20 protein-coding genes are annotated in these 21,674 nt (G+C 54.9%); 19 read left to right on the top strand and 1 reads right to left on the bottom strand.

Annotated features, from left to right (window positions below; translation table 11 throughout):
• Window positions 1–85: 85 nt before the first annotated feature.
• Entirely contained in the window at window positions 86–985 is a 900-nt protein-coding gene (locus ACR0EZ_RS19140; protein ID WP_480616123.1) for a CmcJ/NvfI family oxidoreductase, read from the bottom strand.
• Between the two features lie 36 nt (window positions 986–1,021).
• On the opposite strand from ACR0EZ_RS19140, the gene ACR0EZ_RS19135 reads away from it, so the two are divergent.
• From ACR0EZ_RS19135 to ACR0EZ_RS19045, 19 genes are all read left to right on the top strand, one after another.
• Window positions 1,022–1,930, top strand: a complete 909-nt coding sequence (locus ACR0EZ_RS19135; protein WP_480616121.1) for a LysR family transcriptional regulator — start codon at window positions 1,022–1,024, stop codon at window positions 1,928–1,930.
• A gap of 687 nt (window positions 1,931–2,617) precedes the next feature.
• On the top strand, window positions 2,618–3,613 hold the full coding sequence (locus ACR0EZ_RS19130; protein WP_480616119.1) for a substrate-binding domain-containing protein: 996 nt from the start codon (window positions 2,618–2,620) through the stop codon (window positions 3,611–3,613).
• A gap of 68 nt (window positions 3,614–3,681) precedes the next feature.
• The gene (locus ACR0EZ_RS19125) at window positions 3,682–5,184 is read left to right on the top strand and encodes a sugar ABC transporter ATP-binding protein (RefSeq protein WP_480616117.1); all 1,503 of its coding nucleotides are present in this window, start codon (window positions 3,682–3,684) and stop codon (window positions 5,182–5,184) included.
• 11 nt (window positions 5,185–5,195) lie between these two features.
• The gene (locus tag ACR0EZ_RS19120) at window positions 5,196–6,173 is read left to right on the top strand and encodes an ABC transporter permease (protein ID WP_480616115.1); all 978 of its coding nucleotides are present in this window, start codon (window positions 5,196–5,198) and stop codon (window positions 6,171–6,173) included.
• Window positions 6,173–7,198, top strand: coding sequence for an ABC transporter permease (locus ACR0EZ_RS19115; protein WP_480616113.1), 1,026 nt, complete (start codon window positions 6,173–6,175; stop codon window positions 7,196–7,198). Before ACR0EZ_RS19120 ends, ACR0EZ_RS19115 begins: the two co-directional genes overlap by 1 nt.
• A gap of 45 nt (window positions 7,199–7,243) precedes the next feature.
• Complete coding sequence (locus ACR0EZ_RS19110; protein WP_480616111.1) at window positions 7,244–7,954, top strand: bifunctional 4-hydroxy-2-oxoglutarate aldolase/2-dehydro-3-deoxy-phosphogluconate aldolase; 711 nt, start codon at window positions 7,244–7,246, stop codon at window positions 7,952–7,954.
• Between the two features lie 34 nt (window positions 7,955–7,988).
• Complete coding sequence (locus ACR0EZ_RS19105; RefSeq protein ID WP_170386406.1) at window positions 7,989–8,825, top strand: SDR family oxidoreductase; 837 nt, start codon at window positions 7,989–7,991, stop codon at window positions 8,823–8,825.
• A 4-nt stretch (window positions 8,826–8,829) separates the two neighbouring features.
• The gene (locus tag ACR0EZ_RS19100; protein ID WP_480616109.1) at window positions 8,830–9,885 is read left to right on the top strand and encodes a zinc-dependent dehydrogenase; all 1,056 of its coding nucleotides are present in this window, start codon (window positions 8,830–8,832) and stop codon (window positions 9,883–9,885) included.
• Window positions 9,882–10,937 carry a galactitol-1-phosphate 5-dehydrogenase gene (locus ACR0EZ_RS19095; RefSeq protein WP_480616107.1) on the top strand — a complete coding sequence of 352 codons (1,056 nt, stop codon included), beginning with the start codon at window positions 9,882–9,884 and terminating at the stop codon, window positions 10,935–10,937. Before ACR0EZ_RS19100 ends, ACR0EZ_RS19095 begins: the two co-directional genes overlap by 4 nt.
• Window positions 10,938–10,960: 23 nt before the next feature.
• Window positions 10,961–12,463 (top strand): glycerol kinase GlpK, encoded by a 1,503-nt coding sequence (gene glpK, locus ACR0EZ_RS19090; protein ID WP_480616105.1) that lies wholly within the window; start codon window positions 10,961–10,963, stop codon window positions 12,461–12,463.
• Between the two features lie 8 nt (window positions 12,464–12,471).
• Window positions 12,472–13,422, top strand: coding sequence for a shikimate dehydrogenase (locus ACR0EZ_RS19085; protein WP_480616103.1), 951 nt, complete (start codon window positions 12,472–12,474; stop codon window positions 13,420–13,422).
• 12 nt (window positions 13,423–13,434) lie between these two features.
• The gene (locus ACR0EZ_RS19080; protein WP_480616101.1) at window positions 13,435–14,010 is read left to right on the top strand and encodes a glucose-6-phosphate isomerase; all 576 of its coding nucleotides are present in this window, start codon (window positions 13,435–13,437) and stop codon (window positions 14,008–14,010) included.
• Between the two features lie 16 nt (window positions 14,011–14,026).
• Window positions 14,027–14,947: a phosphoglycerate dehydrogenase gene (locus tag ACR0EZ_RS19075; RefSeq protein WP_480616100.1), complete on the top strand. Its 921-nt coding sequence runs from the start codon at window positions 14,027–14,029 to the stop codon at window positions 14,945–14,947.
• Entirely contained in the window at window positions 14,944–16,248 is a 1,305-nt protein-coding gene (locus ACR0EZ_RS19070) for an arsenate reductase/protein-tyrosine-phosphatase family protein (protein WP_480616098.1), read from the top strand. Before ACR0EZ_RS19075 ends, ACR0EZ_RS19070 begins: the two co-directional genes overlap by 4 nt.
• 124 nt (window positions 16,249–16,372) lie before the next feature.
• On the top strand, window positions 16,373–17,416 hold the full coding sequence (locus tag ACR0EZ_RS19065) for a sugar ABC transporter substrate-binding protein (protein WP_480616096.1): 1,044 nt from the start codon (window positions 16,373–16,375) through the stop codon (window positions 17,414–17,416).
• Window positions 17,417–17,474: 58 nt separating this feature from the next.
• The gene (locus ACR0EZ_RS19060; protein ID WP_480616094.1) at window positions 17,475–18,983 is read left to right on the top strand and encodes a sugar ABC transporter ATP-binding protein; all 1,509 of its coding nucleotides are present in this window, start codon (window positions 17,475–17,477) and stop codon (window positions 18,981–18,983) included.
• 11 nt (window positions 18,984–18,994) lie between these two features.
• Window positions 18,995–19,990 (top strand): ABC transporter permease, encoded by a 996-nt coding sequence (locus tag ACR0EZ_RS19055; RefSeq protein WP_480616092.1) that lies wholly within the window; start codon window positions 18,995–18,997, stop codon window positions 19,988–19,990.
• A 3-nt stretch (window positions 19,991–19,993) separates the two neighbouring features.
• Complete coding sequence (locus ACR0EZ_RS19050) at window positions 19,994–20,779, top strand: SDR family oxidoreductase (RefSeq protein WP_170694280.1); 786 nt, start codon at window positions 19,994–19,996, stop codon at window positions 20,777–20,779.
• A 9-nt stretch (window positions 20,780–20,788) separates the two neighbouring features.
• A complete protein-coding gene (locus ACR0EZ_RS19045; protein WP_480616090.1) occupies window positions 20,789–21,670 on the top strand; it encodes a sugar phosphate isomerase/epimerase family protein in 882 nt (293 codons plus the stop codon).
• Window positions 21,671–21,674 lie beyond the last annotated feature (4 nt).

Below are 21,674 nucleotides of genomic sequence, written 5' to 3'. Positions count from 1 at the left end.
TTTGAAGCTAGCATTCACCCGGTCTCAAAAAGCCGAACTATCCTGAAGTTCGTTTTAGCTATGTGTGTCGCTTTTCAGTAGCCTATCAGAAGCGAACAACAGTTCGGCTCTCGAGGCTCTTTCGAATTGAATGGATACTTGGATCCTCGATCAAATCGACTGCACTGTGACCCACTGAGGGCAGTCCTTGGTTGTCGTAGATATTGAACAGGACAATCTCATCCGGGGTCATTCTTGACTGATAAACCCAATCATGTGCGTCGCTCGCCGCCAGCCCCATAATGTGGCCGCGCCGATCCGGGTAAATCAGATCGATCAGAATCCAGTCTTCATTCGTGACGCTGGATGGGCGAACAAAACCAAGCGGCGCGCTATTGATAGGGTTTTCAACTGGGCGCCATACATTGATGAAGGCGTAGTGCCCCGTGCTCCATTCTGCGGCCTTGTCTGATCCCAGAATGTCTACCAGTCGCTTTTCCGCCCCCTCAGTGCTGTAGTCGCTATGGACATTCCGGGCTGGTTTGCGATCGGAATCGGGGTCATCAACCCTTAATGTGTGGTCGAAAACAACGACCTCTTTGGCACCCAGATGTTGGAAAAGCAACTCGGTCAATTCACGGTCATAAACCTGTTGCCAGTCGTTTCCATCGCCAAACGAAGTTACTTTGCTAGGTGATGTAACAAACGAGACGCCATCCGTTGCAAACGAAATCGCATCCTCTGATCCCCGCAGGTCTCGGAGCGAAATTTCCGTTGTAACAAGTTCTGGCGAGATCAGGTTTCCCGCGACACCACCAGCATCGATTTGAAACGCCTGCCTCGACGCACTGTGCACGTGATAATTGACAGTTGCAGCACCTGGCATAGCCTTCTCCTTTTTTAACATTTTTGATCCGCGACCCGACAAGCGATTTGAGTTCGCGTCGCGACCTTGTTTCGGCTGGACTCCAAGATACGCATTGAAGACGGAATAAAAATGGGTCATTAGAAGATAGATAATTCGGGTTTTGGATATAATGAGATGGATACGGAAAGCCTTCGCCTGTTTGTTCTTGCAGCTGAAAAGCTCAATATTAGCGCAGCAGGGCGCGAACTAGGTTTTGCACCGGCTGTAGCAAGCGCCCGGCTTGCCAAGCTCGAAAACACATTGGGTGCTGACTTGCTGCACCGCTCGACCCGTAAAGTTGCTTTATCATTGGAAGGTGCTGAATTTCTGCCCTACGCCCGCGAAATTCTGGCGCAAGAGAGTGCTGGGCGCGCCGCATTGGGGCAGGGACAATCTCAGCCCAAAGGAACACTGCGCTTTACTGCACCCAGCACTTTTGCACAGTTATACATCGCGCCAATCCTGCCAGAATTCCTCCTTAAGTACCCGGGGGTTAATCTCGACCTTCGTCTGTCCGACAGCCAGTTCAACCTGATTGAGGGCAGCTACGATTTGGCTATTCGGAACTCAGCGCTTGAAGATACCAGCCTCAAAGGCCGCAAGCTCGCTGACGACAATCGCGTACTTTGTGCCTCTCCTCAATATTTGGCCCAGCGTGGGGCACCGGCAGCACCATCCGATCTGGTAGATCATGATTTGATCGCATTCAGAGATCAGGAGCCGCGTCCTCTCACCGGTTCTAATGGCTCATCCGGAGAATTCGATCCCCGCGCGGCCCGTTGTCAGCTAACTTTTGATGATGGCCTCAGCCAAAAACTCGCCACGGTGGCTGGAGCAGGTATTTCAATGAATTCGCTTTGGAGCGTCCACCGTGAACTGTCGGAAGGCAGTCTTGTTCAGGTCCTGCCAGACTACCGGGTAACCGACGCATCTGTACTATGGCTTGTCTATCCGAAAGCAAATGTCTTGTCCGCTAAGGTTCGGGTTTTCATGGATTTCCTGTTGGACAGGATTGGACAGATGCCAAGTTGGGAAAGCATTTAGTCGTTTCGAAAAATCCATTCGCGGTTTCATGTTCTCAATCACCTCTGCCTGTCCTGTATGGCTAGAATATCCAGGTTCAGTGTGAGCGGTATTCCCCCATAAGCTAATTTATGTGAAACATGCTCCTGCGGACTTTTTCAAAGGCGACCCACTCCGTTTTAGCCCAATTCAGAGATACTTGATCCAGATTCTTTGACCGCAGCAACATCGAAGTATTTCGACCACCTCGTTTGCACTAAGGTTGAACTCTCTCGCGAGATCTGTGATCTGGACCGACCTAAAGCTGACAGCGTCCCGAACCAGTCTGCCGTCTTCAAAGGAGATAAACAAGTGGGACCGCGCAATGCTCCCAGTCGCGATGGTGGTGTTGAGGGCAGGTAAACCAGCGTAGCCCACCAGAACGCCATTGATCAGGCCATCGGCGACCCTGCCTCATAGCCGGTAACGGTTCGGCGGTTTCAGAACTTTGCCACTCTGCCAATGTTTCTTCGTTGGGTGTTTGTATTTGAAACCATAGCTGCGGTCGGCCACTGACATTCGGCTAATGGAGCCCGTTGTTCATCCGCTGACCAATGTCACAAAGCGAGGCCTGCAATTTCATAAGATTCTACAGTTTAGTCTTGCAATAAAATTTCATGCGATGCTAAGAAGGATTCGTGAAAATAATTTTCTCGAAGGGAGGAGCCCATGAAACTTTTGACTTTGCTCAAAGCAGCGGTGGCCGGAGGAACGGTCATTGGTGCGGCAAGTTCCGCGTTTGCTGAAGATCGCGTCTATTACTATGCATCCCAACTTCTGGGTCACCCTTATCTGCTCGATAACCATCTTGGCATGCGCTATGCGGCCGATAAGTTCGGTGTAGAGATCCGCACCACCGGCCCCCAGGGCTGGGATCCTGCAGGTCATGCCGAAGCAGTCGAGCAAGCGATCGCCAAAGAACCTGATGGGATCATCACATCGCTTTGGGAGCCAGGTGCGGTTCCTGCAATCAAACGAGCGATGGACCAAGGCATTCCCGTCGTTGTTATCGAAGCGACCGTCGATGACCACGGCGCGATGACCTTTATTGGTTTGGACAACTATCAATCCGGCGTGGAACAGGCCAAAGAGTTGATCCGTCTCGCGGGAACCGAAGGTGCTTATGTTGCAAGTGGGAACTGGGGCGCGTCCAACACTGACGCAAAGATCACGGGCTTTACCGATTACGTCACCGCTAATTCCAATTGGCAGGAAGCCGGGCGCGTTGACGACAAAGCCAATACGGCAGATGCTATTGAAGCTGGTAAGGCGATCTTCAACACCTATGAGGACATCGACGCCATTGTTGGCTTCGACGCTTCATCGGGCACCGGAATATGTCTGGCGGCAGAGGAACTTGGCCTTGATATCGCTGACCTCGCGGTGGTGGTCAACGATCGGGAAGCTCCGGTTCTTGAGTGTATCGCGGATGGTGTGATCGACAGCTCGATCATTAACAAGACTGCATTGGAAAGCTTCATGGCGATCCAAATCCTCGAAGCTTTCAACGATGCGAATGTTGGTTTGGCTGGTGTACCGATCTCGGCAGACAATACAGCATCCGGCATCACCTCGGCACCCGAGGTCATCTATATGGGTGCCCAGGTCATCAATGCAGAAAACGTTGGGTCGTTCATGCATGAGAACATCCCCCAGTACGACTGAGGAGAACAAGTCCTGCGCGCAGGAAGTTGCCAGCGCGTGGGACCAAGCCCTGCTTCGCGGAGGAAAAGATGCCAGATCTTGTCGAACTCAGGCATGTGTCCAAGTCCTACGGGCCGGTTCAGGCGCTGAAGGATGTGAGTTTCTCCATACGCGCCGGTGAAGTCCACGCGCTCCTTGGCGAGAACGGGGCGGGCAAAAGCACAACAATGCGTGTGGTGCGAGGTGAGACCGCCCCTTCGAAGGGCGAGGTGGTTGTGGTCGGTCAAACGCTGACGCGGTTCACTCCAGCCGTTTCTGATGATCTCGGTATCGCGATGGTTCACCAGGAACTGGCGATCTTTAATGGCTTGACCGTCGCCGAGAACCTCGCCCCCGACTTGCCTACACGCAACCGGGCCGGTTTTGTAAACCGAAAAGCACTGAATGAATTTGCAACTGCCAAGCTCAATCTTTTCAATTTAAATATTGCGCCGGATCAGCTGATGTCCTCACTGACAACCGGGCAGAAGCAGATTGTAGAGATCCTCCGGACCATTTCTGAGAGCCGCCGCCTGATCATACTTGATGAGCCAACGTCCAGCCTGAATGCGCAGGAAACGGAAACTTTGTTAGATCTCATCAAGTCACTGCGGGCGGAAGGTAAAAGTGTTTTGTTTGTCTCGCACCGGATCCCGGAAGTCCTGGAGATCAGTGATCGGATAACCGTGCTGCGAGACGGAGAGTACATTGAGACGCTGGAGAATGCGGGTCTGACCGAGGCGGACTTGGTGCGACGCATGGTTGGGCGTGACATGGGCGAGCTGCATAGGCGCCGAGCGTCAAGCGGCGCAAACCGGGACATCGTCGCCTTTGGCGCCAAAGGGTTGTCAGGTGTTGGCGGCCTCAACGACGTAACTCTAGATTTGTACCAGGGCGAGGTCTTGGGGGTTTTCGGTCTGGAAGGTTCGGGGGCGAGTGAGCTTTCCCGCCTTCTCTTTGGGCTTGATGTTCCGGCCGCGGGAACCCTGCACGTGAAGGAAAACGTCGTTCCCAACCCTACGCCGCTCAAGATGATCGACGCAGGGGTCACCTACTTATCGCCAGACCGCTCTGAATCCGGGTTGTTTAAATACCGGGCATTGACGGACAACATTACCGCGCCTGTCCTGTCTCGGCTCAGCCGTATGGGGTTGATCCGGCGCGCGAAGGTGCAAGATACGTCCCGGGCGTATTCGGACCGATTTGAGATCAAGGCGGGCGGGTTGGCCAGCACGCCCGCATCGCTTAGTGGCGGCAATCAGCAGAAAGTGATGATGGCCGCTTGTCTGACGCCAGATCCAGATGTGGTGATCGTCAATGAACCAACCAGAGGCGTAGACGTTGGTGCCAAGGCCGAGATGCACCGCAAGTTGATTGAGTTGGCCGAAAACGGCACCAGCGTGATGGTGTTTTCCTCCGAACTTCCAGAACTCGTGAGCCTCTGCGACCGCGTGATCGTCATGCGGAGCAATCGCATTGTCGGCGAATTGCGTGGAAATGAAATCACCGAAGATAGTGCGATGACGCTGGCCGCTGGCAGCGCCGTGCACTGAGGGGAAGATACATGGCTTCAACCGACCAATCCATAATCGAGCCTTTCAATCTCCGCGGATTTGCCGCCTCCGGCGGTATTCTCGTTGCAGTGGTGCTTTTGCTGTTTGTCTTCCTCGCGGTCACAAAGGCTCAGTTTTCTGCCTACAACAATCTCTACTCCCTTGCTTTCGCGCTTTCGATCGACGCGATTGCGATTTTTGGATTCACCTATGTGATGGTGCTCGGGGAGATCGATCTGTCGGTAGGTGCCGTCTACGCGCTGGCCGGAACACTGACAGGGTGGCTTCTCAAGGTGGGTGGGCTGGACCTTTATCCCGCGATCTTTCTGGCGCTCTGCGTTGCAACCGCTGTCGGGTTTGCCAATGGTTTTCTGGTAACCCGGTTCAAGGTCAATTCCTTGATGTTAACAATCGGCACTTTGATCCTTGTTCAAGGGGTCGTCGGTGTCCTGGCCACCGATTTGGTTGGGGGCGTTTATCCGCGAGATTTCAGGCTTTTGGCAAAGACCCGTTGGTTCGGAATAAGTGCAACAATCATTGTCGCGGGTTTTGCACTTGCCGTACTTGTGTTCCTGCAACTGCGCTCATCGCTGTTCCGCAAGATGTATCTGGTTGGAGAAAATTCAGAGACAGCGCGTATCTATGGCATCCGAACTGACGCATTCAAGCTTTGGGCATTTGTTGCGTCGGCCTTTTTCGCCGGGGTCGGAGGGGTCCTGACCGCATCTCGTTTAACCCATGCGAGCACCGATATGGGGGTTGGCCTGGAATTCACTTATGTCACGGCGGCCATCTTGGGGGGTGCCAGTCTATATGGAGGGCGTGGTGGTGTCGGAGGCTCGGTGCTGGGCCTACTCTTTCTTGCGCTGATCCTGAATGGCCTCGTCATGTACAACGTCAACCCGCTTGCCCAACAGGTCGCCATTGGTGTGCTGCTGATTTGCGCAGTGTTGGTCGACATGATCATGAACAAGAAGGAGGGCGCGTGATGTCTGCTGAAACAGTGGCGACACCCAAGACTGTTCCCGCACAATCAATAACGCTAAGCCGCTTGCTTGCACAGCCCGAGGTGACAGCCGGTATTGTGGTTGCAGTGCTGCTTCTGGTTTTGGTGTTTGGCAGTCCCTTTTTTCTGAACGCGAACAACCTCGCCTCCCTGCAAACCAGCATTGGACCAATGGTCCTTCTGGCAATTGGCATGACAGCGCTTTTTGTGACCGGCACATTCGACCTGTCGATCGGGGCCACCATGGCTTTGGCCGGTCTCGTGGCGACATGGCTTCTTTCTGCGGGTCTGCCTTGGCAAATGGCCATGATCGGCGGTGTCGGTGTTGGAGCAATTGTCGGAGTATTCAACGGCGTGTTGGTGTCTTATGTCGGGTTGAACCCTTTGATTGTGACCCTTGGGGCGCTGTATGTACTGCGTGGTTTGGTTGACCTGATGATCGGAGGCGGTCGTCCACAGCCTTGGATGTATGTGTCAGGTCCCGAGGTTGATCCAGGCTTTTATGCGTTTGGATCGCTGCATATCGGACCGCTTCACATTATTCTCCTTTTGGCGATTGTCTTGGCGCTTGGCGCAGATGTCATATTGCGCCGCCATCCGATTGGGCGCCGCCTCTATCTTGCTGGTGACAATCCGGATGCGGCGCGGTCATTGGGTATACCGGTGCGTCGACTTCAGTTGGCAGGTTTCGTTTTGTGCGGTGTTTTGGCCGCGATAGCCGGTATGTTCATCGCCGCGCGAACCGGTTTGGCCAGTCGTCATATTGGCTCTGGCGTGGAGTTGCAGATCATCATTGCCTGTCTCGTAGGCGGAGCCAGCATCGCGGGAGGGCGCGGCTCGGTGCTTGGGTCTGTTTTGGGTGTGCTGTTCATCACGCTGGTCAATAACGCATTCAACCTATTTGAGGTTGCTGCGGAATGGCAAAAGGTTGTCGTTGGCTCAGTTCTGATTTCTGTTGTTGTGTCCGATGGTTGGCGTTCTCTACGCCGAGCACGGCGGGGGAAGTAAATTTCGAGGCCGGCACAAGTTAGAAAAATAATTTTTTCAATTTTATTGCAGAATAAAATTTTGCGCGATAAGCTGATTGTGAAAAGAATCGCGTTTCATTCGATGGAGACAAGAACGGTGACAGAGCAAGACATCATCCAGCGCATCAACGCAGCACGGCTTTTGCCTGTGGTAGTCCTGAAGAGAGCTGAAGATGCCGTGCCGCTGGCGAAGGCTCTGCTTGCGGGTGGGTTGGACGTCGCAGAAGTCACTTTTCGAACAGCAGCGGCTAAAGATTCCATACACGCCATCGCACAAGCCGTCCCGGAGATCCTTTTGGGGGCAGGCACGGTCACGAACGTAGATCAGTTGGATGCCGCCGCCGAGGCGGGCGCAACTTTCATCGTGACCCCAGGGTTCAACCCTGACGTTGTCCGCCACGCGCAATCCAAGGGAATTCCGATTGTTCCAGGGATCAACAATCCAACCGGTGTCGAGCAGGCAATGTCGCACGGGTTGAAAGTTGTCAAATTCTTCCCCGCCGAACCAACGGGCGGAGTTCCATTCCTCAAAGCGTTGACGGGGCCCTATGGCGACATGCGGTTCGTTCCCACCGGGGGCGTCAACGCGCGGAATGTGTCGGACTACCTTGGGATATCGCAAGTGGTTGCTTGCGGTGGATCCTGGATGGTTGATCCCAAGCTGATCGCCGCCGGGAAATTTGACGAAATCAGAAAATTGACGGCCGCAGCCTTAAGCGCTGCTCGTGCTGCCTGAACAGAGTTCAAGTTCTTCAAGAAAAGGAAACATCATGTCGATAAATGGAAATGGCAGACGCGCTCCAATGACGCTTGAGGGCAAGGTCAGCATCATCACCGGCGCGGCTTCGGGGATCGGAGAAGAGGTGGCCCGCGTCTATGCAGACGCCGGATGCAAAATTGCGATGGTGGATTTTGATAAGGAACGTCTTGATCGCGTCGCTAAGGAAATCGCAGCCGAAGGCGGGGATGTTCTGCCAATCTACGCTGATGTCACAGAAGAAGAGACGGTCCGCGCGTTTTTCAAACAGGTGCATGAAAAGTGGGGCAAGATCGATGTCCTGGTCAATTCGGCCGGGCGCGACAGCCTGGCGCCTCCGCTGAACGAAGTGACGCTGGAGGAATGGAACAAGACCATCGGGCCAAACCTGACGGCCGTGTTCCTCTGCTGCCGCGAGGCTTTCATCTACATGGAACCGCAGGGCGGCGGACGCATCATTAATATGGGATCGTCTTCAACCCGAGTTGCATCGGGACCCGGCCACAGCCCTTACCGAGCTTCCAAACACGGTATGATAGGTTTCTCGAAGAACATCCTGTTGGATGGTGAGAAGAAGAATATCGGTGTCACGGTACTGAACCCGAGCCATGTGAAAACTCCGATGACCGAGATCATCGACAAGGGTCTCTATGACGGTGACTTGAAGGCCTACACAGACGGTTGGCTGGACGAGAAAGAACTGAAGGAAGGCATCCATGCCTCGTGCATCGACGTGGAAAACGTAGGCTGGTTGGCACTCTACGTTGCGACACGTACACCCGACGTCACGATCCCGACGATCTCGCTCTATCCCACGCACAAGGTGCACCGCTACGGGATGGAGGTCTGAACCAGTGAAGGCGGCTGTTTTCAAAGGGGTCGGCACGGTCACGCTCGATGAGCGCGAGATGCCTGCAATCAGCGCTGAGGAAGTGTTGGTCAAGGTGCATGCCGCATCGATTTGCGGCACCGATCTGAAGATTGTGCGCGGTGGCCATTTCCGGGTCGGCCCTGATGAAACACGCGTTCTGGGTCACGAGCTTGCCGGGGACATTGTGGCGGTTGGCGATCATGTTGCCCATTGGAAGGTTGGTCAGCGAGTTTCGGTTGTTCCCAATATCGGCTGCGGGCACTGCGACATGTGCCGCAAAGGGCTTAACAATATGTGTCCGAAATACGATGCCTTTGGTATCAACATCGACGGCGGTTTTCAGCAATATATGATTGTGACGCCGGCCGCGCTTTATGGTGGCAACCTCTTCGAAATTCCTCGCAGTCTTGACTATGAAGCTGCCGCCTTGGTCGAGCCGCTGTCGTGCTGTTTCAACGCATGGAAAGATTTACACGTTACGCCAGAGGATCGTGTATTGATCCTGGGTACGGGACCGATCGCCGCTCTCTTCCTGCAACTCGCCCGTTCTTACGGCGCGCGACAGGTGATCGTCGTGGGACGTCGAGACAGCCGGTTGCGTGAGATTGCGGGGCAGGGGGCCACAGACACGGTCAACTCTGCGGAAGTTGATGTGCACGACGAGGTTATGCGGATCACAGGCGGACATGGGGTGGATGTTGCATTGACCTGCGCACCCGCGCCAGAGCTGCAAGGCGTCGCTCTAGGATTGCTTGCCCGCTACGGCCGGATGAACTTCTTTTCTGGGCTGACCAAAGGCAGCACAGTCGATCTGGATACAAACAAGGTGCACTATTGGGGACTGACTCTTCTGGGCAGCACCGGGTCTAGCGTTGAGGACTACGCACGCTCGTTAAAGCTGGTCGAAAGTAATCAGATCGACGTGACATCCATCGTGTCCCATCGTTTCGGCATGAATGACGCCATCGCGGGTTTCGATCACGCACTGACCGGCAAGGGCTTGAAAACACTTATACTTCCGCAAGAGGCAAGCGCATGATGAAGGCTGCAGTTCTCCACGCCCCGGCTGATCTTCGGGTTGAAGACGTTCCGGTTCCCAAGGACTTGGGAGACAACGAGGTACTCGTCAAGGTGGCTGCCTGTGGCATCTGCGGCTCAGATATCGGTCGCGTTATGGTTACGGGGACATATAGTTTCCCAACGATACCAGGGCACGAATTCGCAGGGGTCGTGGAAGAGATCGGTACCGAGGTCTCGCATCTGAAGCCCGGGGACAAAGTTGCCGTTGCACCGTTGATGCCCTGCGGGACCTGTGATGACTGCGCGCGCGGAAATTACTCCTTGTGCGAGAATTACAACTTCCTGGGCTCTCGTACCGATGGCGCTTTTGCGCAGTATCTCAAGGCCCCTGCACAAAATGTCCTAAAGGTTCCGGACAATGTCAGCCTCGAGGTCGCTGCGACCATCGAACCGGCGGCCATTATCCTTCATGGTATCCATAAGGTGGATCTAAGCCTGGGCGATGCCGTGGTTGTCGTGGGATGCGGTGCGCTCGGGTATTTTGCCCTTCAGTTCGCCAAGCTGTCCGGCGCGCAGCCCCTGATTGCCGTGGATGTTGATGAGGAAAAGCTCGAACTGGCGCGACGGGTCGGAGCGGACGTCTGCATCAATCCTGCTCAGACTGATGCGTTTGCGGCAATCAAGCAGGCGACAAAGGGCCGGGGCGTTGCACTTGCGCTGGAAGCGGCCGGGAATGACGCAGGGCGAGACTTGTCTATCCTGTCCTGCGCGAAACAGGGCAAAGTCGTGCTCTATGGGACGGCCTATGGGGATGTAACTTTCTCCAAAGCGGCGTTCGACAAAGTTGTGCGCGAAGAGGTTGAAGTGATTGGCTCGTGGAATTCTTACTCTGTGCCGTTTCCGGGCAAAGAGTGGTTCGACATCATGGGTTTGCTTGAAGCTGAGCGTCTGGATGTTGAGCCGCTGATCACGCATCGAGCTTCTCTGGATGAAGCGCCAAGGATCTTTCGCAAACTGAAAGATCGTAGCTTTGGGCCGTATCACAAGATTCTGTTCAAGCCGAACACTTGAAGGCAAGAGCGAGGGAGGGCGATATGACTGACAAGAAATATGTGCTGGCACTGGACGAAGGGACGTCAAGCGCCCGCGCAATTCTATTTGACAAAGCCGGGGAAATCGCGGCCATCGGTCAGCAGGAATTTCGTCAGGTTTACCCTCAACCGGGTTGGGTTGAACATGATCCTCGCGAGATTTGGACAACGCAGCTGGCAGTCATTCAGGAAGCCATGAAGTCGGCTAATGCCAATCCAGCAGAGATTGCCTCCATTGGAATAACCAACCAACGCGAAACCGTGGTGATCTGGGACCGCAAAACCAGCCGTCCCATTTACAATGCCCTGGTTTGGCAGGATCGCCGCACGGCAGACGTGTGTGACGGGCTCAAGGCGCGGGGGCTTGAGGAAGCGATCCGCGAAAAGACCGGACTTGTTGTGGACGCCTATTTTTCAGGAACCAAAATTGCCTGGATCCTTGACAACGTGGAAGGCGCGCGGGAGCGGGCCGAACGGGGCGAATTAGCTGCAGGCACCATCGACAGTTGGTTGATCTGGAAGCTCACTGGTGGAGTGCATGTCACGGATGTCTCGAATGCGTCGCGGACGCAGCTGATGGATATCCGGACCTGTGAATGGGACGAGGAGCTGATGCGCGAATTGCGGGTGCCGCGCGCGATATTGCCGGATATAAAAGACAGCTCTGGAGTGTATGGAACCACACATCCGAATGTCTTTGACGGTGCGGAGATCCCGGTTGCCTCTGCCATCGGGGATCAACAAGGCGCGCTCTTTGGTCAGGCCTGTTTTGAGCCGGGCATGGTCAAGGCGACCTACGGCACCGGTGGTTCACTTATGATGAACGTCGGCGAAGAGGTGAAATACTCCGAGAACGGCCTGCTGACGACTGTTGCCTGTCGCGTGAATGGCAAAACACAATACGCGGTCGAAGGTCTGCTCTTTACCGTGGGCTCGGTCATTCAATGGCTTCGCGACGAAATGAAAATCCTTCACAACGCCGCCGAGAGTGAAGTCTCGGCAAACAACGTTGATGACACAAATGGTGTTTATGTTGTTCCGGCATTCACAGGCCTTTCGGCGCCGCATTGGGATCAATATGCGCGGGGCACGATTGTTGGCATCACTCGAGGGGCCAACCGCGATCACATCGTGCGGGCGTCGCTGGAAAGCATGGCCTACCAGATCCGAGACGTCATCACCTGCATGGAGAAGGACACAGGGATCACGCTTGCCGACCTCAAGGTCGACGGGGGCGCGGCCATGAATAATTTCGTCATGCAGTTTCAGGCTGACATGCTGGATGTCTCAGTGCTCCGACCCAAGATCGTCGACACCACGGCACGCGGCGCTGCCTTCCTCGCGGGTCTTGCAGTCGGATTCTGGGAAACCACAGACGACCTACGCGCGACATTCACACTGGACAGGCGATTCGATCCACAGATGGACCGGACGCAAGCCGATGAGCTGTACGCGGGTTGGACCCGTGCCGTTGAGCGATCGCGCGACTGGGCCGAACACGAATAGGAAAAACAATGACCAACTACGCCGTTGCAACGCGCCGGACGATGTACTTCATTGGCGTGACCACGACCAAATCGTCCATCATGAAGGTGTTTCCTGCTTGGGCGGATCATCTGGGGTTGAACGCCGAACTTAAGGGCATCGACTTTGTGCCGAACTCGGACCACGACGCTTATCGCAGTGCTGTTTCTTTTATCAAGTCGGATCCCTTGTCGCTTGGGGCGCTTGTGACGACCCATAAGGTCAATCTTCTGAAAGCCTCGCGCGATCTATTTGATGATCTCGATCCTTATGCACAGACATTACACGAGATTTCATCGATCTCGAAGCTGGGTGACCGGCTGGCGGGCCATGCAAAGGATCCCATCAGTGCTGGAGCCGCGTATGAAGCGATTGTTGCAGACGGTCATTGGGTACAAACCGGTGGTGAAATGCTCATACTTGGGTCCGGCGGTTCGTCGCTGGCTCTAACGCTTTATCTACATAACAAAGTCGCAGAAAGCGGCGATGTGCCCGGTAAGATCATCATCACCGCCCGGCGCGACGCTAGCCTCGACGAGATGCGCACCGTTCATGGCAATATCGGGTTCAGCATTCCAATCGAATACCGGCTGGCTCCGACCCCATCAGAAGCCGATGTAGTTGTCTCGGAATTGCCGAAAGGCTCAATGGTGATCAACGCCACTGGGCTTGGCAAAGACGGCCCCGGGTCACCTGTCTCAGATGCGGTGAGCTACCCCGAGGACGCTCTGATCTGGGAGTTTAACTACCGTGGCGATCTGGTCTTTCTCGATCAGGCAAACGCGCAGGCAGAGGCGAAAAACCTCACCGTGGTGGATGGCTGGGTCTATTTCATCCACGGCTGGACGCGTGTGATCGCCGAGGTTTTCGACATCGATATCCCCATGTCCGGACCGGCTTTTGACGAGCTGAGCCGGATCGCAAAAGAAGCGACTTCCTGAAAGGATTATTCCATGAACGATATGGCACCCACACTGTTTGATTTCGACGTCGAAACTGGCGCGTCCAAAACCGCCGAGCCGATTGCACGCCCTTTGTCGACCCTTAAGGGCTACTTTGCTGACGAGGACGCTTTCAACGCAGCGGTCACGGCAGATGATGCCATGGTCTATGAGTATTTTGACATGGGCGTTCCAGAGACCAGCGGAAATGTTGCCTATGGCACCACCCGTATCCGTCCCGGCAAAATCGGTGAGGAATACTACATGACCAAGGGTCACTTCCATACCGTGCTGGACACCGCCGAAGTATACTACTGCCTCTCCGGCAATGGTGGAATGATGATGGAGACACCTGAAGGCAGGGTCGAATGGCGTGAGATGAAGAAAGGCGATGCGGTTTACGTGCCGGGTCGCTGGGCGCATCGATCAATCAACATTTCTGACAGCGAGGACTTTGTGATGTTCTTCGCCTTCCCGGGGCACGCCGGTCACGACTATGGGACGATCGAAACCAAGGGATTCCGCAAACTGCTGGTGGAACGCGATGGCAAACCCACGCTGATCGATAATCCGCGCTGGCTAGGATAGCATCTAAGGTACTCAGATGACATCTAAAATTGCAATCACGCCGCGCTCGCTTTCGGGCGCTGGCCATCCCGCTTTGTCTTTGCTGACTGATCAAGGATATGAGCTTGTCTTTCCCGCACCGGGGCAGACACCTTCCGAGGATGCGCTCTTGTCTTCAGTGCCGGGTTGCGTCGGCTGGCTGGCCGGAGTGGAGCCGATTCCGGCTCGGGTTCTTGATCAGGCAGACGGATTGCGCGTGATCAGCCGCAACGGAGTTGGCGTGAACAACATCGACCTGGCCGCTGCCCAACGCCACGGCATTGCCATTGAACGCGCCGCAGGAACCAATGCGCGCGGCGTTGCAGAGCTTGCCATTGCGCTCATGTTGGCGGGGTTCCGTCATGTGCCATGGTCCGACGCTATGCTGCATCAGGGCAAGTGGGAACGCCGCAAAGGGGTTGAAGCCGAAGACCGCGTGCTGGGTGTCATTGGCTGCGGTGCCATCGGCCAGACCGTGGCGCGTATTGCCATCGGTTTGGGAATGAAGGTCCTGGGACATGATCCCTATCCTCCGCAAGGTTTTTCACCGGAAGGCTTTCGGCAGGCATCTTTGGACGAGGTATTTGAAAGGTCAGACGCCATAACTTTGCATTGCCCGCCTTCAGAAAATCCTTTGATCGATGCAAGTGTCATTGCACGTTTGAAGTCCGGCGTCCTGATCATCAATACCGCACGAGCTGAACTCCTTGACGACGCGGCGGTTCTGGCGGGATTGGAGAGCGAGAAAGTCTCATGTCTTGCGACGGATGTGTTCCGGGAAGAACCTCCAGAGCTGTCCAACCTTTTGTCGCACGATCGAGTGATCATGACCCCTCATGCCGGTGGATTCACTGAGGAAAGCGTTACGCGCGCCACAGAAACCGCCGTGTACAATTTGCTGAAAGTTTTGGAGCAATGAGTATCACGGGCGATCCTTGGCCCTCTCCCGATACGCTGGGCTGCCCAAGCTCGGGGGCAGCCGTCTGGTGGTTGGGGCAGGCGGGTTTCCTGATCGAAATGGGTGGGTTGCGGATCGTGATCGACGCTTATTTGTCGGATTCCCTGGCAGAAAAATACAAGGGTCAAAAGTTCCCACATATCCGAATGACCCAAGCTCCTGTCGGACCCGGCGATTTGGAAGGCATTGATTGGTTACTTTGCACCCACGGGCACACCGATCATATGGACCCGGGCACTATTCCTCCGCTCCTTGCGGCAAACCCGGAGGCGAAGGTCGTGGTGCCCAGATCGGACGTAGCGCGCGCCAAGGAACGTGGAGTTTCGCAAGATCGTTTGGTTGCCGTCAATGACGGTGAGTGGTTGGACTTGGGCGGCGTGACGCTGTTCGCTACGCCAGCGGCTCATGAAACGTTGAGCCGCGACGGCCAGGGGAACGCGCAGTTTCTGGGCTACGCCCTGAGAGGTCCAGACGCGACGATCTGGCATTCAGGAGATACCATTCCTTTTCCAGGGCTGGTTGAATCGGTTGCTCCTCTCTTGGTTGATCTTGTCCTCTTACCTGTGAACGGCCGCGATAAAGTCCGCGCAAGCAATGGTGTGCCCGGAAACCTCACTTTGGAAGAGGCTGTTGCGTTGACCGAGGAGGTTGGGGCAGGGGCCATGCTGGGGCACCATTTAGATCTGTTCGACTTCAACACACTCGACCGAGACATTGGACAAAAATGGCTGAGCAAAAACGCTGACTGTTCGCGTGTTCGTCTTGTGGAATTGGGGAAACGTTACGTTGTGAGGTCCAAGTCAGCCGGGGCACCTCGAAAGATTCTGGCGATTTGCCGCGGCAACATTTGCAGGTCGCCGTTGGCAGAGGGCATTTTGGCAGATTTGTTGAAGCATCGTTCGGACTGGGTTGTGGACAGCGCGGCAATCAAGAATTGGAATGTAGGGTGTGCGCCAGACAAACGCTCGATCAATATCGCGAAAACTCATGGGTTGGACCTAACGAGGCAGAGCGCGCGGCAAATCACTTCTGCGGACTTTCGTGACTTCGACCTGATCCTGGCGATGGACGCGGACGATTGCACCGCGCTCGCCGAGATCGCACCCGTGGATGCAACGGCACGTATTTTGAGACTTGGTGACTTGATCCGCCCAGGTCAACGCCACGATATTGCGGACCCATATGATTTTGGCGAAGCAGAGTTTGAGAAGTGTTTCGCCGAAATATCAACTGCTTGTGTTCAACTCGTAAAGAGAATTTGATTTCATTTATCTCAAAAAAGAAAGAAATTCTTTACAAGCAAAAGTTAATGGAACAGAATTTTATGAAATCTGGAGAAGGGAATCGCCAGAAGGCGAGATCAAAGTTCAACTGGAGGAGAACGATATGAACCTGAGACAGACCTTGCTGACGAGTGTTGCTTTTGTGAGCATCGCGGGCGGTGCTTGGGCCGAAGACATGTGCGATTATGCAGCCCCTACGGCCCTGAACGATGGCGCGCAAGCCGCAACCGGTACGATCCAGAATGACCAAGACGGAATTACGATCGCCTATCTGCCGATGGGAACCGAATTTAACTACCACATCGCGCTCGGCGAAGGCATCACTGACGTCACCGAAACACGCGACGGAGTTGATAGCTTCTTGTTGTCGCCCTATTCCGGCGGTGATCTGGCAGGTCAAATGGGCATGCTGCAGGATGTGACGGCCCGCGACGATGTTGATGCCATTATCCTGATCAGCTTTGACGAAAGTGCGTTGGCGCCGCTGGTTGAAGAGGCGGTAAACGCTGGCAAGGCCGTCGTGATCATAAACTCTGACATCCCGGACTTTCCGACACCGGTACATGGCGTTGTTGGTGTAAACCAGCGGGCTGTAAATCACGCCTTGGCCGATTGGGCCATGGAGCAGGCCGATGGCGCGGCGCGTAAGGTTGGTGTGCTCGACGGCGAGCCGGGATATCTGGCGACTGAACGGGCCGGTGGTTTTACCGACGGAATCGAAGGCACTAACTGGGAGCTCGTCGCGCGCATCAATGGTGGCTGGAGCGTCGAAAAGGGCAACACTGCGGCGATGGACCTGATCCAGGCAAATCCTGGGGTCGAAGTGATCTACGCCTCGAACGACTACATGGCTTTGGGCGCTGTCTTGGCCACCCAAGCTCTTGGTCGGGATGATATCTCCATTCTGGGTTACGACGGCGATACAGGCGCGCTTGAGGACATTGCGGCGGGAGGTATGACGGCCACGTCTGATACTTCGCCCGTCATCATGGGCCGCAAGGCAGCCTGCTTTGCGCTCGACCTTATCGAAGGGAAGAGCGAGGGCGGATATGTGAATACGCCGACACGGATCGTGCATGAAGGCAATGCAGTTCAGGTTCTGCAAGCACCTGAAGACCTCTTCCCCCTGCCGTCCAAGGATTATTAATACCTCCCCAACTGGGTCGGGGGCGGGAAACCGCCCCCGTTTTTGAAGGAGGCTTCCAATGCAAAATCAATCCCCACTTTGGGAACTCGAAGGGATCACCAAAACTTTTCCCGGTGTTCGCGCGAATGACGGAATCTCGATCCGCTTACATGCAGGTGAGATTCATGCGCTACTAGGCGAAAACGGCTGTGGTAAGTCGACGCTGATTAAGATTCTGTCCGGCGTGCATCAGCCAGACGCCGGTACGATCCGCAGGCGCGGCGATGTGGTCCAACTCACCAGTCCAATCCAAGCAAGAGGGCAAGGCGTTGCGACCGTATTTCAAGAGTTCTCTCTCGCCCCTACGTTGACAGTGGCAGAAAATATATTTCTTGGCCGTTATCCACGGCGGGGGCCGTTGGTCGACTGGCCACGCATGAAACGTGAAGCGGCTGACGTCTTGGGTTCGCTCGATATCGCAATTGCTCCGGATCGCATTGTTGGAACATTGTCAGTGGCCGAGCAGCAATTGGTCGAAATCGCCAAAGCGATCTCTATCGATGCAACGCTGCTCATTCTGGATGAACCATCCACCGCGCTCGGCGAGCAAGAGATTGTCGCTCTCCATCAGCTTCTACGGCGCATGAAGGATCGCGGCGTGTCGATCCTTTACATCTCCCACAGGTTGGATGAGGTGGTTTCATTGGTCGACTCAGCCACGATTTTGAAGGATGGCAAGGTCGTCTCAACCGCCACTGGTACCAATCTGGACGTCGATGAGATCGTTTCCAAGATGGTGGGAGAGGATATCGACGAACACTATCCCAAACAGAAAAATGCGACCAACACCGTTCTATTTTCCGCGCGGAACCTGTCGACGGATAACGGCGTGAGAGACGTCAGTTTTGATGTGCATGCCGGAGAAGTCTACGGATTGGGCGGTGTCATCGGATCCGGACGGACTGAAATTGCCCGCGCAATCTTTGGCGTTGATCCGTTGACAAGCGGCAAGGTTAGTATCGACGGGAAGACACTGCGGATCCGCAACCCGCAGGGTGCAATTCGCGCAGGATTGGCGTTGGTACCGGAGAACCGCAAGTTCGACGGGCTTTTCTTCAACTTCAATGGCGGCCCCAACATGACCGCAGCGGCGCTGGACAAAATCCGCGGCCAGTTTCTGCTAAAAAAACGCACTGAGGCAGACGTCGCACAAGACTACATCGATCAGCTCGAGATCTCGCCTGCAGCGGCCAGGAAATTCGTCAATTTGCTGTCAGGTGGCAATCAGCAAAAGATCGTCATCGCTCGGTGGCTCTTTGCCGACAGCCGGGTGCTGATCCTGGATGAGCCAACTCAGGGCATCGATATCGGTGCCAAGATCGCCGTTTACAATCTGATCAATGCGCTGACAGCGCGTGGTTACGCCGTGATCCTTATCAGCTCGGATCATAACGAGCTGATCGCGATGTCCGATCGTATCGGCATCATCCGCGAAGGCTCCCTCGTCGAGACCATGCCTGCAGCGCGCGTGACACACACCCATCTGGTTCAGGCATCCGCACAGGAACTGACCCATGATGCGGCCTAAGGAGGAATGACATGAGTGAGTCAAGTTTTCTTGGACGTCTGGCACGTCAGGAGTTCATTGGGCCGCTAATCGCACTTCTACTGATTGTGGTAATCGTAGCAGCGACCACGCCCGCATTTTTGGAGCCGCAAAACTTTCGTAATATCGCGCTGCAAGTGTCCATCCTATCAATTGTGGCAATTGGGTCGACCATTGTAATCATCACCGGTGGCATCGATCTGTCACCGGGCTCGATGATTGCGCTGCTTACCATGTGTCTTGCAGTTTTCATCAAGACCTATGGGCTCTCGCTTTGGGTCGCGATTCCTCTTACCTTGCTGATCGGCTGTGGGCTGGGCGTCATCAACGGCATTCTCGTAGCCTATGTCGGTATTCCAGCCTTCATTGTAACCCTTGCCGGACTATCAGCGTTCAAGGGTCTTGCCCTAACCCTAAATGGTGGCACTCCTGCCTTTTCACTGTCACCGGAATTGCGTGAAGTGTTTTATGGCACTTTCCTGGGCTTGCCGCTGCCATTCTATTACGTAGTCGGCGCCTATGCGCTTTTCACAATCATCATGGAGCACACCCGGTTGGGAAGAGAGATCTATGCGGTTGGTGGAAATGAATCTGCGGCGCGACTCTCAGGGATCAATGTTGCCCGTGTGCGGTTGATCGCATTTGTGTTTGCGGCGCTCTGTGCGGCAGTTGGTGCAGTGCTTCTTTCATCACGTTTGAACTCAGGTTCACCGAATTATGGCACCTTGATTGAACTGCAGGCGATTGCGGCGGCCGTGGTTGGTGGCGCCAGCTTGGCCGGGGGCAGGGGGCGCGTGATCTCAACTTTGATCGGAGCGCTGATCATCATCGTGGTGCAAAACGGCCTAAACCTGAATGCGGTTACCACCTCGATGCAAAGCTTGACCATCGGTCTGATCATTCTGGTCGCCGTCGGTGTAGATGTCTGGCGGAGTCGAATAGGTGCATCGATCGCTGGGTTTCTGAATGCCAAGACAAAGGAAGTGTAAGCCATGGATTTCGGGGTTAATGGAAAAGTCGTCATCGTGACAGGCGGTGCAACTGGAATTGGCAGGGCCATCGCCCAGACCTTCCACGACGAGGGTGCCATCGTCATCATCAACGGTCGGACGCAGTCGAAGCTGGACTCTGCCTGCGCCGAGATTGGTGAACGTGCGCACGGAGTTGTTGCCGATTTACGCAATGCCAAAGGGGCAGCGGATCTCTTTGAGTTCGCCAAAGCACATGGAGCTGTGGAGTTCTTGGTGAACAACATTGGCGTGTTCGATGTGAACGACTTTTTCGAGGTCAGCGATGACCGTTGGATGGAGTATTTTGATCACAACATCATGACGTCTGTCCGGATCAGCCGTTTGGTGCTGAGTGATATGCTGGATCGGAACTCCGGAAGCATCGTTTTCATTGCTTCCGAAGCCGCAATCCGGTCGATCGGTAATATGGTGCCCTATTCCACTACAAAATCTGCGATGCTTGGCCTCAGCCGTTCACTATCCGAATTAACACGCGGCACTGATGTGCGTGTGACGAGTTACATGCCTGGCACAACCGCAACGGAGTCGGTGATGGGCTACTTCGAAGGTTTGGCTAGTGATCAGGGCACTACGGTCGAGGCTGCTTTAAAAGACTTCTACCGTGACGTACAGCCGGGCAATCTGCCGCAAAAACTAATTGACCCAGCAATGCATGGGCGCGGCGTTCTGCAACTGGCCACAAATGCGGCGATGAACGGGGTCTGCCATCGGGCCGACGGCGGTACAATCCGTTCGATTTTTGGGTAAGGGAAGAAGATGAGCAAGATTGGCATCCATAGCCTTGTTTTCGGAGACACCTGGACCGAGGAAACCGCGCAGCGGGCAACAGGTATTGCGGCCGAGATCGGCTATGATCTGTTTGAGGTGCTGATTTTTGATCCTGAGACGCTGGATACCGGAATGACGGGCCGGGTCGTCAAAGACGCCGGACTTGAGTTGCGACTTGGTATGGCCCTTAGCCCGGGCGCGGATATTTCCAGCACCAATCCAGAAATTGCCAAAGCCGGCGAAGCAACCGTTACGCGTTGCCTGGAAATAGCAAGCGACCTCTGCGTGCCGGCGGTCAGTGGGATCACTTATGCGGCCTTCAACAACTACGCAGCGCCGCCAACCAATGCGCAAAGAGCCGCTGTTGTGGCAGCAATGGCGCGTCTGGACAAATTTGCGGGCAATCTGGGTGTCAAGCTCGGACTCGAGCCGGTAAATCGATATGAATCAAACATGATCAACAGTCTGGACCAGGCTGGAGATATGATCCGGTCAATCGGTGCGGCCAACATGTTTATTCATATGGATACGTTCCACATGAACATCGAAGAAGCGGATTTGCCGTCTGTTATTTCGCGGAACGCCGATCTTTTGGGTTACGCCCATGTCGCGGAAAACCATCGTGGCCTTCTCGGGACCGGCAATTTTAATTGGAGTGCATATTTCCGCGCCCTAGCAGATGTGGGTTATTCCGGCGATTTTACCGTTGAAAGCTTCTCGTCCGAAGTCCTCGGCCCCGACCTGGTTGGAGGGGTCAGCCTCTGGCGTAAGGGTTGGCTCGACGCGAAAGACGCCGCCACTTCGGCCCACGCTGTTGTCAAATCACATATGCAGACTGCGGAATTGTCTGTTTCTCCTTGGAATAAATGAGGAT

This window comes from Ruegeria sp. AK4 (assembly GCF_056541025.1).
The sequence above is the reverse complement of the archived record's forward strand: the minus strand, read 5'-3'. Positions and strand labels throughout refer to the sequence as shown.

Bases quoted from the DNA above. Each gene is read 5' to 3' on its own strand.
- ACR0EZ_RS19140 (WP_480616123.1), bottom strand. From the start codon at position 985: ATGACCCATTTTTATTCCGTCTTCAATGCGTATCTTGGAGTCCAGCCG.
- ACR0EZ_RS19135 (WP_480616121.1), top strand. From the start codon at position 1,022: ATGGATACGGAAAGCCTTCGCCTGTTTGTTCTTGCAGCTGAAAAGCTC.
- ACR0EZ_RS19130 (WP_480616119.1), top strand. From the start codon at position 2,618: ATGAAACTTTTGACTTTGCTCAAAGCAGCGGTGGCCGGAGGAACGGTC.
- ACR0EZ_RS19125 (WP_480616117.1), top strand. From the start codon at position 3,682: ATGCCAGATCTTGTCGAACTCAGGCATGTGTCCAAGTCCTACGGGCCG.
- ACR0EZ_RS19120 (WP_480616115.1), top strand. From the start codon at position 5,196: ATGGCTTCAACCGACCAATCCATAATCGAGCCTTTCAATCTCCGCGGA.
- ACR0EZ_RS19115 (WP_480616113.1), top strand. From the start codon at position 6,173: ATGTCTGCTGAAACAGTGGCGACACCCAAGACTGTTCCCGCACAATCA.
- ACR0EZ_RS19105 (WP_170386406.1), top strand. From the start codon at position 7,989: ATGTCGATAAATGGAAATGGCAGACGCGCTCCAATGACGCTTGAGGGC.
- ACR0EZ_RS19095 (WP_480616107.1), top strand. From the start codon at position 9,882: ATGATGAAGGCTGCAGTTCTCCACGCCCCGGCTGATCTTCGGGTTGAA.
- glpK (WP_480616105.1), top strand. From the start codon at position 10,961: ATGACTGACAAGAAATATGTGCTGGCACTGGACGAAGGGACGTCAAGC.
- ACR0EZ_RS19085 (WP_480616103.1), top strand. From the start codon at position 12,472: ATGACCAACTACGCCGTTGCAACGCGCCGGACGATGTACTTCATTGGC.
- ACR0EZ_RS19080 (WP_480616101.1), top strand. From the start codon at position 13,435: ATGAACGATATGGCACCCACACTGTTTGATTTCGACGTCGAAACTGGC.
- ACR0EZ_RS19075 (WP_480616100.1), top strand. From the start codon at position 14,027: ATGACATCTAAAATTGCAATCACGCCGCGCTCGCTTTCGGGCGCTGGC.
- ACR0EZ_RS19070 (WP_480616098.1), top strand. From the start codon at position 14,944: ATGAGTATCACGGGCGATCCTTGGCCCTCTCCCGATACGCTGGGCTGC.
- ACR0EZ_RS19065 (WP_480616096.1), top strand. From the start codon at position 16,373: ATGAACCTGAGACAGACCTTGCTGACGAGTGTTGCTTTTGTGAGCATC.
- ACR0EZ_RS19060 (WP_480616094.1), top strand. From the start codon at position 17,475: ATGCAAAATCAATCCCCACTTTGGGAACTCGAAGGGATCACCAAAACT.
- ACR0EZ_RS19055 (WP_480616092.1), top strand. From the start codon at position 18,995: ATGAGTGAGTCAAGTTTTCTTGGACGTCTGGCACGTCAGGAGTTCATT.
- ACR0EZ_RS19050 (WP_170694280.1), top strand. From the start codon at position 19,994: ATGGATTTCGGGGTTAATGGAAAAGTCGTCATCGTGACAGGCGGTGCA.
- ACR0EZ_RS19045 (WP_480616090.1), top strand. From the start codon at position 20,789: ATGAGCAAGATTGGCATCCATAGCCTTGTTTTCGGAGACACCTGGACC.